Here is a 13234-nt window from a genome sequence, read left to right as displayed (position 1 = left end):
AAACACCTTTAGATCGCACACACGCCTATCTGTCCAATTTGGGCAGTTTGAGAAACCAGCTTTCCATCCCCCCCCTTTTAGAATGGGCTCATCGACAATTTTTTATGAGGAACGACACGATGAGACAACTGATAGCAATTCTGGGAGTGGCAATTCTGGCCGGGTGTGCCTCTAACGCCCCCGAGCAAAAGCCTCAGCCCCAGACTGCCCCTGCCGAAAATGACAAACCTGCCCGAGTTAGCCGGGAACTGTCGATGGCATGGGACAACATGGGGCGCGGTGGTGCTGCATTACGTCAACCTGGTTATATCCATGTGCTGGGCGACGGTAATGTCAGCGCAACGATGAACAAGGTCAAAGATGACTCCGCTGGTTCAGATAAAACTCCAGCAGGGATCAAACAGCACGGGGATGTCAACGAAGCCATCAATACCTTCAAGTCCATGAATAAAGGCAAAGGCTACTCGCTGTACGAGTTGTCACGCTGGGAACGCTATTGCGATGGTGGCAAAGGTATGGACGAGCACGATTGGCGCTTTGTGGAAGCCGAGGGAACCACAAACATCCCCAAGGACGTTGTAACCGGCTGCATACCACCTACCCACACCTATAAAGATTATCTGAATGCCTGGACGCACTTTTGCACCAGTCAGGCTGTAACTGACGCAGATCGCCGCATTGTGCGCGAGTCCGTGCGTCCCTATTCAGTGGTGAACCCATGCAAAGCTCTGAAATAAGAAACCAGACAGAGCTAGGCCGTAAGGCTGAGCTCTTCGACGCTTTATTAATCATGCTCCAGGAGGCCGGTTCGAGGGGTAATTCCAGCGAAGCGGCCTATGTCATTTCTGGAGTCCTCGAAAACCTCTCCAGAGACTACCCCGAAGTCAAAGGTCTGGCTCAAAGCTGGACTGAGCTGGCGAATCTGGAATCAAAGATGAGAGGAGCTGCTTAATGGACCTTTATATCTGCGAGAAGCCTTCTCAGGCAAAAGATTTGGCTGGCGTAATGAAGGCCTCCCAACGAGGTGATGGATTTCTCCATGATGGAGGAAACCGCGTTATTACGTGGGCGTTCGGCCACCTGCTGGAATTGTATATGCCAGACGATTATGACGAACGCTACAAGTCATGGTCACTGGAGACCCTCCCTATTGCACCAGAGTCATGGCGGTACAACGTTCGCAAGAGTGCGTTCAAACAGTACAAAATTGTTGAGGGACTGGTCAAAAAGGCGAGCACCATCTACATCTCAACGGACTACGACCGAGAAGGTGAGGCTATCGCCCGTTCGCTTCTGGATCGATTCCGCTACTCTGGCCCTATTCGCCGAGTTTGTTTGACGGCTCTCGATGAGTCAAGCATCAAGAAAGCGCTGAACAACGTAAAGGATGGCAAGGATACGGTCTCACTCTACTACGCCGCATTGGCACGGCAACGCGCTGACTGGTTGGTAGGCATGAACGTGAGCCGCCTCTACACAGTGCTGGCCCGAGATGTCGGCTTCAACCACACTCTTCACGTTGGCAGGGTTATCACCCCAACCGTCGCTCTTGTTTGTCAACGGGACCGAGAGATCGCCGGTTTCACCCCCTCACCATACTGGACTCTGGGTGTGAACGTGTCCGTACAGAATGGACAGTTTGCCGCCCAATGGATACCACCAGAAGAGTGCAGTGACGAGCAAGGCCGGTGCGTCAATAAGGCCTATGCCGAGCAGGTAGCCTCCCAGGTCAATGGTGCCAATGCTGTTATCAGCAAAGCAGAAACCAAACCAGGTAAAGAGTCAGCCCCCCTCCCCTTCGATCTAACGTCGCTGCAACAATACGCGAGCAAACGATGGGGATACACAGCTCAGCAGGTACTGGATGCAGCTCAAGCTCTGTACGAGACGCACAAAGCGACCACCTACCCTCGTACTGACAGTCGTTATCTACCCGAGAGCCAAAAGGAAGACATTCCGGACATTCTCCAGGCGCTCATTTTGTCCGATCAGAACGTCTCTGGGCTGGTGGCTGGCGCAGATCCTCATCGCAAGGCCAGGGTATTCAATGACGCCAAAGTGACCGCGCACCACGCGATCATTCCAACACCGGCCAGAACAGACATCAGTGCCATGTCTGAGATCGAGTTCAATCTTTACGACGCCATCCGTCGTTTCTACATCGCGCAGTTCTACAGCGAGTTCGAGTTCACCAAAACCTCCATCGAGGTGCAGTGTGGGCGTCACCTCTTTGCGTCCGCTGGTAAGACACCTACCAAACAAGGCTGGAAGGTTTTGTTTGCTTCTGATAGTGAAAGCAGTCCCAAGGACGAGGGGGAAGACACCGACGCGCCGGTTGAACAAGAGAAGCTCCCCAGGGTTAGCCAGGGCGAACCTGCCTTGCTGAATGGGGCCGAGCTGGCAAACAAAATGACGCGGCCAGCACCGCACTTCACCGAAGCCACATTGCTTGCCGCGATGGAGAACATTGCCCGGTTCGTGACTGAGGAGAAGTTCAAACAAATCCTCAAAGACACAGCCGGTTTAGGCACTCCAGCAACACGCGCAAGCATCATCCAGGGCGCTGTTGATAAAGGCTACTTCAAGCGTCAGAAAAAGGTACTGCTTGCAACTGATAAGGCTCATGCGCTTATAGCAGTGCTTCCACCAGCCATCAAATCACCCGGCATGACTGCGGCTTGGGAGCAGGAGCTTGAGAAAGTTGCCTCCGGCTCCGGGAACATGTCTGTCTTCATGAAGCAGATTTCCACCTGGATCTGCCAAATGGTTGAGCAGCTCAAAGTGGCCGCACCGGTTCTGACCAAAGAAGGTGGCGCGATGGCTAAAGCCTTCGAGGGCGCGAAGCCTCCTTCACACGAATGCTTCAACTGCGGTGGAGAGATGCACCGGATCAAAGGGAAGAACGGTTTTTTCTGGGGCTGCCAGAACGAGGCTTGCAAGAAGACGTTCCCAGACAACCGAGGGAAACCCGAGAAACGTATCGCGGCGGAGGATTGTCCAGACTGCCCAGATTGCGGTAGCCCGATGCGTCTCAGGAAAGGAAAAGCCCCTGGCAAGAAACGAGCCTCTAAGTTCTGGGGCTGCACAGCGTATCCCGATTGCAAAGGCACTATGCCCTTCAAAAAGTCGGACTTTATGGATTGATAGAGGAATTAAGTATGTTTGGAAAAATCATTTTAACTGCGATGCTCACAACCAGCTCTGCCACTGCCGAAGATGCCGGGAAGAACATCGCCTCAGGCTTGGCAACTGCATCTACCCGCCAAATAGGTCAGGCCATCATGCCAACTCTAGCTATCGGCTCGGCCATTGCAAAAAGCGCAGGAAAAGGCATGGTGTTAGGTTTCGCTGAGACATCTGCCAGCTATATTTCCCACGATGACCTGAGCGCCACTCGAAGCTATCAAAACCCTGAGGCTGTTGATATGGCAAAAGGCCTGGGGACCTTGAAAGACGTCCCTGATTTCCTCTACGTCATTACAGACGTAAATGCCAACATGGCTGACAAATGCAAGCGCGTCTGGGAGCCTCAATCACTGGCTTTAAGCCAATTGATTGTTGAGCTGGTGGCACTGCGTAAGACGAACCACAAAGGTAGCTACGAACAAGCGCTATCCCACCTCGATTGTTCAATATTCACAAACTAAAACAATTAAGGGGCCGTCGGCCCCTTATCTTTAATTACCCAAGTTCTTTTGATACCTGAGCTACAATAGTTTTAAATCAGAATACCAAAATCAATTCACATGGATGGCGAATACTTCAACCGGATAATCTCCAAAGTGCGGGTGCGTTATGACGTTCCTTGAGAAGCCACGCCAAGGACGAATCTCTATCCTGGACATATCTCCAGCCTTTGGGTAGCCACACTTAACATGGACTTCATCATACTCGCGCCCCTCTAGTCTTTTTATCCAGTAGTCTGTGACGAGGCGATATTCATCTGGTTTTTCTCCAGATTTGATCTGATCGAAGTAAATCTTTTTTACGGGCAGATGAAGTATTCTCTTTTTCATAATCACCACCTGATAGCTCATCAGACTATCTAACTATTAGACAAAACATCCCTTTTTCAATTTCTGTCTCTCTCGCCTCATGGGCCAATACAATATCCGCGATAACACGAATATTCCCTTCATAGTTGCGAATGGCCGCATCCCGCATCGTGTCTAAAGTGTCCTGACACTTCGCTCGCCTGAATTTAACGAGCCAACTTTGCCGATCTATCTTGTCCACACCAAATCCCATTCAGCGAACCATGTATCCAGCTTCTTTTGCCGCAGCATCAAGCTCGGAGGAAAAGTTAACGTCGGACTTTTCTGCCGCGTTATAGAGGGCTCCACACTTGGGCCATGAGCGCCCTACCAGTTTCATCGCCAACGCATCCGCCAGCATTTCTCGGATCTGTGTTTCAGCCTCACCAAAATCGGCTAGAGTTTCGTCTATGCCCGACTCTTCCATCAGCTCGATGAGCTGAGGTTGTTTGAGCCAGACGCCTGTTTGCATTTCCAACTGGTCTCTTGCATCTGCCACCAATTGGCGTTCAAGGGTGACGCCATTTACGGTCTTAACAAATTGCTTTGGCTGACGCTTTACCTTTTTTGGTCTGGACACATCAGAGATAACCGTCACCGGCTTCCCACGCAGTTCACGCGGCAACGGTCCACTTAGCCCCAGAACTAAGCGACGAGCGTACTCATGCTCGTATGGTTTCAACCCTCGACCTTCACGGTACATCTCAGTATCCACCAGCAGATCACCGCGCAGCCTCGCGTTTTTCCGCACTTGTTCGGACAAGACCGATTTGCCCTTCCCGCTGGCTCCCATTACGAGCGAGTGAGATTCTACTTTGTTATCAAAAAACATAATTCCGCCCCCAAAGAGGTGTTGCTATAAAACATGGTTTGAACATCTGGCGCTGTTATTGCGCCCACCGATACTCTGGGCAACGCACTCTGTTGTGGCCGCTTTTCCCTTTGCTATTGGTGATGTCATCTTCATTCTTCGCAGCCCCCAGCTTACTCAGTATTTCAGCTTTTGTGGCGCGATGACCGCGTATTAAAAGAGCATTCAGCAGGTATCCAGTGAACACCTCTGTACTCGGCATACGGTCAAGCAACTCAACATACTGCTCATCCGTCAAATCATGGATCTCACAATATTTTTCCACCGCCTTTTCGTAGGCTTCTGCGTAGCCATGAGTGGAAATCCTGAAAACAATATCCCCATTGCCGTAGCCTGGCTTTGTGACGAGAAAACAAGGTGCGAAGTAGGTTCTCTTCACCCCCATCCGGCTCCGGTTCTCGATACTGATATAAGCCCTCAGCCCCTCAGCAATGATATTTGGCCCGGAGTTGCGTCGCCGCTTACAAGTCTTATTCTGACGCTTCACCTCTTCTGCCTCAGCTTCCCACTTTCGGTCCAAGCTGTAGGCCAGCCGGTGAGCTGTTGCGTAGGAATACTCTCTCAAGGAGAAGTATTCCTGCCGGTAATCATCCGCCACCCCAACTGTTCGTGCGACACGGAACCCGACGAAACCGGCGTCATGGGTTCCCTCGCCGTAGTAAATGACTGCCATTATTTACCTTCCTTACTTCTGATACCGTGCTGCACCACGGTATGGCGACCGCAATTCACATTCAGGTGATCCCGAACTGCGGCCATGACCGCTGAATGCAATCTGTAATCCACACTCTGCCCAAGTGTTTCTGTCGCTTGTTCTTTTGCCATCCACGAAATATCAAAGCTATCAGGTATCGACATCAACTCCTGAACCAGATCGACCGATGGCTTGTAAATGCGGCCACCGTCTTGGATGTACACTGCATCCTTTACCCCACGATCCTGAGACTTGAGGATGGTCGGGCAACTGGTGCTTTCTCTCGTCAAGAACGCAGGCATCCTGCGAGAAGTTGACTCTCTGGCCTGAATTGACTTCAACGCTGTGACGTCTGCACAATCCCCGAGGTGCTTCTCGATCACCGGCCACAATCGTCCACCAGCTCTCTGCTCAGGTTTCGGTGGAACGAACCCAGGGAAGACCGACGCCACCATGTAATAGCGTTCTCGCCCCTGGTACGCGCCGAAATCCAGACCGTTCAAGACCATCTCAGTGAGGAAGTACCCCATCCGCCGCAGTGTCGTTCCCATCATCGCCCCGGCTCCGGATGCTTTGAAGTTCGGGACGTTTTCCACCAGCACGACGGCAGGGTTCACGACCTCGATCTGTTTTAGTGCCGGGTAAACCATGTCGAGCATGGTGGAGAGATCTTCAAGAGAACGCTCTTTGTCCCTTGGACTTTTGGCGTTTGAGTGGTCATCACACCCCAACGAGTAATGGGCCAAACCAATTGGTGGGCACTCCGCCAGCAAGGCTCCAAGGCGATCCAGCTCCAGGTGATGAATGTCTTCATTCAGCAGGATACGCGGGGAGCTGTTCACCAGCGTATTGAGCGCATGTACTTCACTCAGGTTCCGCCCGGATGCTCTGTCTCTGGCTTCAACTGGACGATGTTCCAAAACAATCTCAGCCTTCCAGCCAAGCGATTCCATAACATGAATGTCTACCCCGCCAGTCAATGCCACAAAGGCACGGAAAGGGCTGGTTTTTCTGAACCGATCAGCAATGGCAAAGGCTCTGTTTGCGACGGGAGTGAAGACTACTCGACCTTTTCGCATTTCGACGTGGAAACGCTCTGTATAGCGAGGGAAGCACTTATCTATGAGCCCTTGTCCAGAAAACTCAATAACGGTTTCCAGCGGGTTGTTGGAGCGACTCTTTGGTTGATACCGGCGCTGATAAACCTGGTGTGTCTGTAGTTCATCGGTCGCTGGGATCACCGAAAAACCGCCCATCCCCTCCCCTGGCTCAACGGCGATGCCCATACCTGGCTTGAACCCCATAACATCCAAAAAGTTGGACGAAACCCTAACCTTGCGTTTATCGCCTACTCGATTGAACGCAAGTTGTTTGGTTACTACGGAGGGGGAGACGATCGGTAACATTGGTCAACCTCTTTTCTTCTTGTTTTGCTCGCGCTTCACCATTGCTCCAGCAGCTTTCAGAAGTCTCTGGTTCTCCGCCAGCTCCTCTTGGAGTTCCTGAGTATCCTCTTCTGTCTGAGCCTTTTTCAGCTCGGCCTCGCAATATTGGACCTCTTCCTGCAAGCTGACTTTCGCAAACTTGAGAGCGGCCAGTCGCGTCGTATAAACGCCAAAAGGCAATTCGCCACCTTCCCGGAACTGCTTCAAGCACCAGCTCGGTATAGATGGCAACCAACCAAAGTCCCCATTCTTCCGTGACCTTTTCCCCCACGTAATCCCATCTAACTTTTGGGCAAGATTGACATAGCGTTGATCGCTGGTTGAGTTGCGTCGTTTCTGAATAGAGCGAACTATCCACTCTGTAACCTCGACCTTTGCTTTATCATCATCAGAGATGTAATAAAGGGCTGCGTACAACACAGCGCCTTTACGAATGACTGATGGTGGGTATGCCTGGGCTTTCATCTATCCCCCTATCGCTTTTTCTGTCCGACAAGACGGAGATGATCGGCGGCCAAGTCATACTGCTCGTTTTTGTCGCGGCGGCGGAATCTGTCAAAAAACTTCCCTCGTGGCAGGGTTTCTTCCATAGCGATCAGGCGGTTCAGCCACACTTCTTGAGGTAGCATCCCTGCTGGAGTCGGCCCGAGCTTACGTCCTTCCTTGACGTGCTCCATTGTTTGCGTGGCAGTAAAAATCGCACCACCAAACTTTCTCCACTTGAATTGCAGGGGCATATCTGGAGACTCATCCAGCATCAATTTCTTATTGGTTTGTTCTGTCACGACAATTACTCCACCATCCATTCTTCACTAAGCAGGAACGCCCAGCGCTCTTCTGCTTTTTCTGGGTTGTCTTTGGCCTGTTTGATCATGATCTCGGCGGCGTTAAAGCCTACCTCTCCACTGAACCGGCCCCATGAATGGCTATGCCACTCGCGCATCACACTTCGGCCAAGCGATGCAAGTTCTGGACTTACACCCTCATGGAGGGCATAGAGCTCCCAAGCATCCCACCCGTATCGTAATAGGTTGTGCCCTGGGGCGTTAAAGGCCTGAGCAGCCTTGAACCGCTCTCCAGGCTCCTTCCCTCTAACATCCACACCCTGGAGCACCAACCCCATTACCACTTCAATGACAGGCTCGCGTTGCTTCTTTGCCAGCTCGATGGCAGCCACCAGCATTGCTTTGGCGTCAACAAATTTCCCATGCCCTTGGCACATACCGCAGGTTTCTTTGGAAGGGGAAAAGTCATAAACACCGGAACCAGCACAAAGGCGGCATGTCAGGTCAATCATGGGCTCTTCTCTCCTCATACTCTTCGATGCGCTCTTTCAGACGCTGAACCACTGGTGCGAGCTCAGGGATAGCTTCCGCTTCCTCAAGCGTGTATCGCTTGTCTTCCTGGTAATCGACTATTTGAGGAGGCCTTGGCTGTTTAGGGAACTCAGCAAAGTCATTCAGCGACATCGAGGTAGGAAGTCCTCCTTCAATCTCACCTTTTTCGTTGAGTGACTGAGTGACGATAAGCTGTGTTCCGCCCACCTCGGTATCAAAGCGGTCATCAAAGCGCTCACCGATAGTCCAGCCGCCACGGCCAAGAACACAGGTCGTACTCATACGTAGGCGATTGAATGCTTTAGCGTCATCCCAGTTCAAAGGATTTTCATCCATGAGGAAAAAAGGCGCTTCGTCCCGAACGAACACCTTGGACTTGGCGTTATCGAAGATCGGCCCAAACACCCCCTGCTGGAGGTATGGTTCGACTTTCTCTGCAAGATCCTGGTGCCCTTGAGAACGCAGCGCCTCATAGAGCTGGGTGATTGTTTGTTTGCCGGTGTCCGGAAGGCAGGACAATACTGTCTGCTTTTCCTCGTCACTCAGGCTTACCATTCTGGACAAAAAGCTGACTACCAGCTCGTTGTGCCCATCGACCGTTTCAATGTTGAGCTTGTTCTCGTCCATCTTCTTCCTCAGTAATCGGTTCGATAAATTCAATGGAGTCCATGCTTACATGACTGATAATGGCTTTCAGGCCGCAGCAGTCGCATGGTTCAAAGGTCAGTTCTGATCCCTTGGGAGACTGATGCGTGACCGTTGCCACAGCCCCTAGAGGGATCAACCCCCAGCCGTTTTTTAGTACCCGAGTAGTTCTGACCAGCCGACCTTTGTACTCTCGTTTCAGTTTCGGATGCGGCACTACCGCATATCGCTTACTCATTTCGGTCCCCTTGTACCAAAGGCTCGACAACCAGCTCTTGAGCTTCGTCCCAGTCGGACACCTTTGCATCACCAAACGCAAAGGCAATTCGCATAGCCACTGTCGGCCTGCCTATTTTCATCAAGTAAGCCGCAGCACCGGCACACATCGACTCTTGTCCCGAAGGTGCATAGTTACCCTCTTCATCCCATTCACCACCTGACTTTGAGTGCACGGTCTTGTGGCAATGAAACGTCGTCATGTCGTTTTCAACGATGTCGTTGATGATGCCTTCTAATCGCCCAGGGGCCAGCTCGATAGCGCCCTCCTTCCGGAATGGACAGTTGGCGCAAGGTTTCTTCAAACGGAGATGATTTGCTTGCTTTGGCATACATATCACTTTTACAGCATCATTTTATGATTCTATGATATAGCCATATTCCGTGTAGTCAATATCTCACTAACAATTACTTTCTATCGGACGCTTACGCGCCCATTTTGGGCAGATAGACAAGTTATTTGGGCGTTTGGGCGTTTGGAGTGTGCGAGGTGGACAGCGGGGAGACTTTCACATGTGAAAGTTTTGTTTCTTGGTATCGTTTTATTGTCTCTTGATATTATTTTATGATGCTGTAATAATCATAAATAAGGGCCGCATCGCTCTTCGACCTTCGTTGCAGCCCTTACAACACAATCAAGCAATTAAGGAGCTTTGTTATGCTGCAAGGCAATACTAACACGAATAAGCGCATCCCGCTCGCGGCGTTCATGAAATGGCCGCTGGCGAAACGTCAGGACTTCATCGACCGGGAAATGTCCGGTTGCCCCGACTTTATCAAGACGTCTTTGCTTCGGCATTAAGGCGATCAGGCAGGAAAGCAAAGAACCTCGCTTCGGCGGGGTTCTTCGTTTCTACCTCTTGAATGTTTCGTCAGAACAAACTGGAGCGCTTATGTCACCAGAAACACAGCAACTTACATCCAAGGCTTTATCTCTCATCGAGCAGTCCCGATACAGAATGGGCACATCTCGGTTTGTTGAGGCCTTTATTGACCAGTGGGCATACTTGCAGACTGGCCTATACCCAGCCAAGGAGGAGATCCCGGAAGAACTTCAGCCGGTCGCCTTCGAGCTCTCTCACGTCCTGTCTGCCGCCATTAAGCGCGACCCCACCAGCGATGTTTTGGGTTACGTCCTAAGCATGTCTGGCTTCCACAAGAAGGGCACCAATTACTTCCCCACTCCTCCAGAGATTGGCCGCTTGATGTCACTCATTGTTGGCTCACAGTCTTCGGCAGACTTTTATGAGCCTTGCTGTGGTTCTGGCATCAACGCCATTCACTGGATGGAAAACCTGATCGAGAACCACGGTCCCGAAGCATTGAGAGAAGCCTCAATCTACCTGGAAGACATCGATCCGTTGATGGTGAAGTGCTGCATGATCCAGCTATTCCATTATTTCGAGTCCCGCAATACCACTCCCAAAACGCTGAGTATCGTCGGCATAGACACCCTTAGCAGACGAACCAAGAACATCGCCTACTACGCCGAAAAACCTCCAGCAACCGCCGCTACCGTGGCAGCATAAAAAAACCCGCCGATTGGCGGGTTTTGCATTCAATGCGCTGCTCTATGGCACCTTACAGTTTTCCGTACCGGTTCAAGAACGAAGACCTGTCTAAGATCCCCCAGTCTGTCAGCATGTAGTAGCCGGTGGCACCTCGTTCGCCGGTAGACTCCCTGACGAACAAGATATTCATTCCGAACTCATCACGCAGGGCAGACAACTGTCTCTTGATCGTTGATTCAGGAATATTTGTTGCCTTGTGAAGGTCTTGGAGACTTGGCTTCTCCGTTTTAGACAGGGCATTCACCAAAGCAAATTTTCTTTTCATGTCCTGTGAGATCTTCATATTCACCTGTTCTTGACAGGCCCAACCTCTTTGGCTGGGCCTCCTTTATTAGCCTTCGACACTCAGGAGTTCAATGTCTGACACAGGCACATGAACATGCTTTTCCTTGCCTTCGCCATCGAGCGTTTTAACCCAGACAGTAGACGGAACCAGAGCAACACGGTCGGTCATGATGACTCCACGTTTGGTCTCGCCATCCAGGTTAACGTTGACAGCAAAAATCAAACTGTCAGCCCGGACGTTCTTCCATTCCTTGTCCTTCGGCAGAGGAGGAAGAGCATCACCGCCTTCTTCATCTTTGTCCTTGCCGCTGTTATCTGGCTGCTTGACAGGATCTTTGTGCTCACCCTCTTCATCACGCAAAGGGTCTTCGTCATCATCGTCCTGACCATTGGAATTTTTACCCCCTTCCAGTTCCTCCTGGGCAAGGTTCAGGTCGTCATTCCCGGTTTGTTCCGACGTACCATCCCCACCCGAGTTGAGGGATTGCTCGTCGGTGTTGCCAGCGCCAAGCTCATCATTCTGGTGGGAGCCAGTCAGTGGGCCTTTTTCCATTTCGTCTTTGATACGTTTGGCATCATTCAGCAGCTCACGGCTTTGTTTACGAGTAATCCCGTCAGACATAGCCACCGCGCAGACGGCGCGACATCTTTCTTCATTCAGATCGAACAAGAGACGAAGGTTATTCAAGGTCTCTGTATCAGAACATACTTCATTATCGTATAACTCACGCACACAGTCAGGTAGCTTGAGCAACGACAGATGCGTAGATACGAAAGTGATATTCTTACCGAGCCGATCAGCAATATCCTTTTGCTTCCAACCTTCTTCAATAAACAGGTTTAACGCCTCGGCAATCTCTACCGGAGTCAAGTCATCCCGCTGGATGTTTTCGATCAGCTCACCAGCAGTCTCGTCCAAATTGTTCTGGACCTTATCATTCACCACCAGGTCAATGGTCTCGATACCAGCGTGTTTACACGCTCTCCAACGCCGCTCCCCTTTTTGGATGACGAACTTGCCTTCTTCATTCTTCGGGAACACGATGATCGGAGATTGCTGCCCTTCGGTCAGCAAGGTTGCCGCCAGCTCTTCAATGTTACGGAAGCGCTTACGAACCTGGACCTTGGATACAACGTCGTCAACAGGTACGGTAAGAACCTCTTTGCCTTTCTTGCCTTTGGCGGCTTTAGCAAGTTCGGACAGGCCTTTTAAATTGTTCAATGCCATCGCTTAGCCCACCTTCTCTAATAGTTCTTCCAACACCGCCTCAACCTCTTTGGCCGCGACATGTCCATAGCGAAGCTCCCAGACAGGGATGCCATCAGTCGTCGCCGTATCGAGCGGAGGCCGGTGCATAATTTTGTTCTCAAACAGCAGATCCGGAACTGTGTTCTCCAGCGACTTGAGGGCTTTGTCGTGATTGACAGAGCGGTCCATGTCGTTGATCACGATGCCCAGGATCTCCAAATTTTGGTTGTATGCCTCGCGCACACCAATAATCGTGTTCAGGAGACCTTCTACGCCGTCCACAGCGAAGCCAGAGAGCTTTACCGGACATGCCACATGGGTAGACATCACCAACGCTGCCACCAGCTTTCTGCCGAGGCTAGGCGGACAATCAATCAGCACGTAGTCGTAGTTCTCAAACAGCTCAGCCAAATGGCGAGCCGGATTCATGGCTTGGTCAAGAGGCACAGCCTCCATCTCAAACAGATCCGGGTCATTCTTCGGCGTATGAATGAGGTCTGCACCGCAAGGGCAGTGCATGACCTCAATGCCGTCCAGCTCGTAAGCGAACAGCTCTGCGGTTTTGGTTCCAGTGAGGATGGGCTCGTAGTCACCATCCTCAAGCTCTCGTCTGGGGGCCAGTCGAGAGGACGTGTTCCCCTGACCATCCATATCCAAGACCAGCACTTTCTTTTTCTTCTGTAACGCCAGATAAAAGGCCTGCTGGATACAGAGGGTACTCTTACCCACTCCGCCTTTCTGGTTGGCGAAGCTGATTACTTTTGCCATACCCACCTCTATTTTGGTTTCTCGCAGGTGATCAAGACCACCCCCAAACTTTCACATGT

20 protein-coding genes are annotated in these 13234 nt (G+C 51.3%); 6 read left to right on the top strand and 14 right to left on the bottom strand.

What is annotated here, in order from left to right; translation table 11 throughout:
• Positions 1–119 precede the first annotated feature (119 nt).
• From M1F25_RS21665 to M1F25_RS21650, 4 genes are read left to right on the top strand one after another with little or no spacing between them, the layout of a single operon-like run.
• A complete protein-coding gene (locus tag M1F25_RS21665) occupies positions 120–737 on the top strand; it encodes a hypothetical protein (protein ID WP_001249395.1) in 618 nt (205 codons plus the stop codon).
• Positions 719–952, top strand: coding sequence for a hypothetical protein (locus M1F25_RS21660; protein WP_001191890.1), 234 nt, complete (start codon positions 719–721; stop codon positions 950–952). The genes M1F25_RS21665 and M1F25_RS21660 overlap by 19 nt, the downstream gene beginning before the upstream one ends.
• Positions 952–3144, top strand: coding sequence for a DNA topoisomerase 3 (locus M1F25_RS21655; RefSeq protein WP_000366823.1), 2193 nt, complete (start codon positions 952–954; stop codon positions 3142–3144). Before M1F25_RS21660 ends, M1F25_RS21655 begins: the two co-directional genes overlap by 1 nt.
• A gap of 14 nt (positions 3145–3158) precedes the next feature.
• Entirely contained in the window at positions 3159–3647 is a 489-nt protein-coding gene (locus M1F25_RS21650) for a hypothetical protein (protein WP_004201072.1), read from the top strand.
• 90 nt (positions 3648–3737) lie between these two features.
• Here M1F25_RS21650 and M1F25_RS21645 read toward each other — a convergent pair whose 3' ends face one another.
• Genes M1F25_RS21645 through M1F25_RS21595 form a run of 11 tightly spaced genes read right to left on the bottom strand, consistent with a single transcriptional unit; the run spans position 3738 to position 9634 of the window.
• Positions 3738–4016: a hypothetical protein gene (locus M1F25_RS21645; protein ID WP_000746034.1), complete on the bottom strand. Its 279-nt coding sequence runs from the start codon at positions 4014–4016 to the stop codon at positions 3738–3740.
• Positions 4017–4041: 25 nt separating this feature from the next.
• Positions 4042–4236 carry a hypothetical protein gene (locus M1F25_RS21640; protein ID WP_231138427.1) on the bottom strand — a complete coding sequence of 65 codons (195 nt, stop codon included), beginning with the start codon at positions 4234–4236 and terminating at the stop codon, positions 4042–4044.
• Between the two features lie 12 nt (positions 4237–4248).
• A complete protein-coding gene (locus tag M1F25_RS21635; RefSeq protein WP_000464630.1) occupies positions 4249–4866 on the bottom strand; it encodes a hypothetical protein in 618 nt (205 codons plus the stop codon).
• A gap of 55 nt (positions 4867–4921) precedes the next feature.
• On the bottom strand, positions 4922–5578 hold the full coding sequence (locus M1F25_RS21630; RefSeq protein ID WP_000268552.1) for a hypothetical protein: 657 nt from the start codon (positions 5576–5578) through the stop codon (positions 4922–4924).
• On the bottom strand, positions 5578–7005 hold the full coding sequence (locus M1F25_RS21625) for a DNA cytosine methyltransferase (RefSeq protein WP_000936897.1): 1428 nt from the start codon (positions 7003–7005) through the stop codon (positions 5578–5580). The genes M1F25_RS21630 and M1F25_RS21625 overlap by 1 nt, the downstream gene beginning before the upstream one ends.
• Before the next feature lie 3 nt (positions 7006–7008).
• Positions 7009–7509, bottom strand: coding sequence for a hypothetical protein (locus M1F25_RS21620; RefSeq protein ID WP_000647188.1), 501 nt, complete (start codon positions 7507–7509; stop codon positions 7009–7011).
• Positions 7510–7517: 8 nt separating this feature from the next.
• The gene (locus M1F25_RS21615) at positions 7518–7829 is read right to left on the bottom strand and encodes a hypothetical protein (protein ID WP_002210541.1); all 312 of its coding nucleotides are present in this window, start codon (positions 7827–7829) and stop codon (positions 7518–7520) included.
• A gap of 5 nt (positions 7830–7834) precedes the next feature.
• A complete protein-coding gene (locus M1F25_RS21610) occupies positions 7835–8341 on the bottom strand; it encodes a hypothetical protein (RefSeq protein ID WP_000566443.1) in 507 nt (168 codons plus the stop codon).
• The gene (locus tag M1F25_RS21605; RefSeq protein ID WP_000344149.1) at positions 8334–9008 is read right to left on the bottom strand and encodes a hypothetical protein; all 675 of its coding nucleotides are present in this window, start codon (positions 9006–9008) and stop codon (positions 8334–8336) included. The genes M1F25_RS21610 and M1F25_RS21605 overlap by 8 nt, the downstream gene beginning before the upstream one ends.
• The gene (locus M1F25_RS21600; RefSeq protein WP_000044823.1) at positions 8983–9264 is read right to left on the bottom strand and encodes a hypothetical protein; all 282 of its coding nucleotides are present in this window, start codon (positions 9262–9264) and stop codon (positions 8983–8985) included. Before M1F25_RS21600 ends, M1F25_RS21605 begins: the two co-directional genes overlap by 26 nt.
• The gene (locus M1F25_RS21595; RefSeq protein WP_001125904.1) at positions 9257–9634 is read right to left on the bottom strand and encodes a hypothetical protein; all 378 of its coding nucleotides are present in this window, start codon (positions 9632–9634) and stop codon (positions 9257–9259) included. The genes M1F25_RS21600 and M1F25_RS21595 overlap by 8 nt, the downstream gene beginning before the upstream one ends.
• Positions 9635–9960: 326 nt before the next feature.
• Between M1F25_RS21595 and M1F25_RS21590 the strand changes: the two genes are divergently transcribed.
• Positions 9961–10104 (top strand): hypothetical protein, encoded by a 144-nt coding sequence (locus M1F25_RS21590; RefSeq protein ID WP_000939033.1) that lies wholly within the window; start codon positions 9961–9963, stop codon positions 10102–10104.
• Between the two features lie 91 nt (positions 10105–10195).
• Complete coding sequence (locus tag M1F25_RS21585; RefSeq protein WP_000074431.1) at positions 10196–10831, top strand: N-6 DNA methylase; 636 nt, start codon at positions 10196–10198, stop codon at positions 10829–10831.
• Positions 10832–10883: 52 nt separating this feature from the next.
• Here M1F25_RS21585 and M1F25_RS21580 read toward each other — a convergent pair whose 3' ends face one another.
• The 3 genes from M1F25_RS21580 to M1F25_RS21570 are packed head-to-tail and all read right to left on the bottom strand — an operon-like array spanning position 10884 to position 13175.
• The gene (locus tag M1F25_RS21580; protein WP_000703827.1) at positions 10884–11156 is read right to left on the bottom strand and encodes a helix-turn-helix domain-containing protein; all 273 of its coding nucleotides are present in this window, start codon (positions 11154–11156) and stop codon (positions 10884–10886) included.
• Between the two features lie 48 nt (positions 11157–11204).
• Positions 11205–12386 (bottom strand): ParB/RepB/Spo0J family partition protein, encoded by a 1182-nt coding sequence (locus tag M1F25_RS21575; protein ID WP_001207227.1) that lies wholly within the window; start codon positions 12384–12386, stop codon positions 11205–11207.
• A 3-nt stretch (positions 12387–12389) separates the two neighbouring features.
• Positions 12390–13175, bottom strand: coding sequence for a ParA family protein (locus M1F25_RS21570; protein ID WP_001151305.1), 786 nt, complete (start codon positions 13173–13175; stop codon positions 12390–12392).
• Between the last annotated feature and the right edge of the window lie 59 nt (positions 13176–13234).

Origin of the sequence: Providencia sp. PROV109 (assembly GCF_033681625.1) — a bacterium.
GTDB lineage: Bacteria > Pseudomonadota > Gammaproteobacteria > Enterobacterales > Enterobacteriaceae > Providencia > Providencia hangzhouensis.
The sequence above is the reverse complement of the archived record's forward strand: the minus strand, read 5'-3'. Positions and strand labels throughout refer to the sequence as shown.

What these genes read in the sequence shown, in the direction of transcription:
- M1F25_RS21620 (WP_000647188.1), bottom strand. Translation starts at nt 7,509, where the DNA reads ATGAAAGCCCAGGCATACCCACCATCAGTCATTCGTAAAGGCGCTGTG.
- M1F25_RS21655 (WP_000366823.1), top strand. Translation starts at nt 952, where the DNA reads ATGGACCTTTATATCTGCGAGAAGCCTTCTCAGGCAAAAGATTTGGCT.
- M1F25_RS21575 (WP_001207227.1), bottom strand. Translation starts at nt 12,386, where the DNA reads ATGGCATTGAACAATTTAAAAGGCCTGTCCGAACTTGCTAAAGCCGCC.
- M1F25_RS21610 (WP_000566443.1), bottom strand. Translation starts at nt 8,341, where the DNA reads ATGATTGACCTGACATGCCGCCTTTGTGCTGGTTCCGGTGTTTATGAC.
- M1F25_RS21605 (WP_000344149.1), bottom strand. Translation starts at nt 9,008, where the DNA reads ATGGACGAGAACAAGCTCAACATTGAAACGGTCGATGGGCACAACGAG.
- M1F25_RS21595 (WP_001125904.1), bottom strand. Translation starts at nt 9,634, where the DNA reads ATGCCAAAGCAAGCAAATCATCTCCGTTTGAAGAAACCTTGCGCCAAC.
- M1F25_RS21635 (WP_000464630.1), bottom strand. Translation starts at nt 4,866, where the DNA reads ATGTTTTTTGATAACAAAGTAGAATCTCACTCGCTCGTAATGGGAGCC.
- M1F25_RS21570 (WP_001151305.1), bottom strand. Translation starts at nt 13,175, where the DNA reads ATGGCAAAAGTAATCAGCTTCGCCAACCAGAAAGGCGGAGTGGGTAAG.
- M1F25_RS21585 (WP_000074431.1), top strand. Translation starts at nt 10,196, where the DNA reads ATGTCACCAGAAACACAGCAACTTACATCCAAGGCTTTATCTCTCATC.
- M1F25_RS21630 (WP_000268552.1), bottom strand. Translation starts at nt 5,578, where the DNA reads ATGGCAGTCATTTACTACGGCGAGGGAACCCATGACGCCGGTTTCGTC.
- M1F25_RS21665 (WP_001249395.1), top strand. Translation starts at nt 120, where the DNA reads ATGAGACAACTGATAGCAATTCTGGGAGTGGCAATTCTGGCCGGGTGT.
- M1F25_RS21625 (WP_000936897.1), bottom strand. Translation starts at nt 7,005, where the DNA reads ATGTTACCGATCGTCTCCCCCTCCGTAGTAACCAAACAACTTGCGTTC.
- M1F25_RS21660 (WP_001191890.1), top strand. Translation starts at nt 719, where the DNA reads ATGCAAAGCTCTGAAATAAGAAACCAGACAGAGCTAGGCCGTAAGGCT.
- M1F25_RS21645 (WP_000746034.1), bottom strand. Translation starts at nt 4,016, where the DNA reads ATGAAAAAGAGAATACTTCATCTGCCCGTAAAAAAGATTTACTTCGAT.
- M1F25_RS21590 (WP_000939033.1), top strand. Translation starts at nt 9,961, where the DNA reads ATGCTGCAAGGCAATACTAACACGAATAAGCGCATCCCGCTCGCGGCG.
- M1F25_RS21600 (WP_000044823.1), bottom strand. Translation starts at nt 9,264, where the DNA reads ATGAGTAAGCGATATGCGGTAGTGCCGCATCCGAAACTGAAACGAGAG.
- M1F25_RS21580 (WP_000703827.1), bottom strand. Translation starts at nt 11,156, where the DNA reads ATGAAGATCTCACAGGACATGAAAAGAAAATTTGCTTTGGTGAATGCC.
- M1F25_RS21650 (WP_004201072.1), top strand. Translation starts at nt 3,159, where the DNA reads ATGTTTGGAAAAATCATTTTAACTGCGATGCTCACAACCAGCTCTGCC.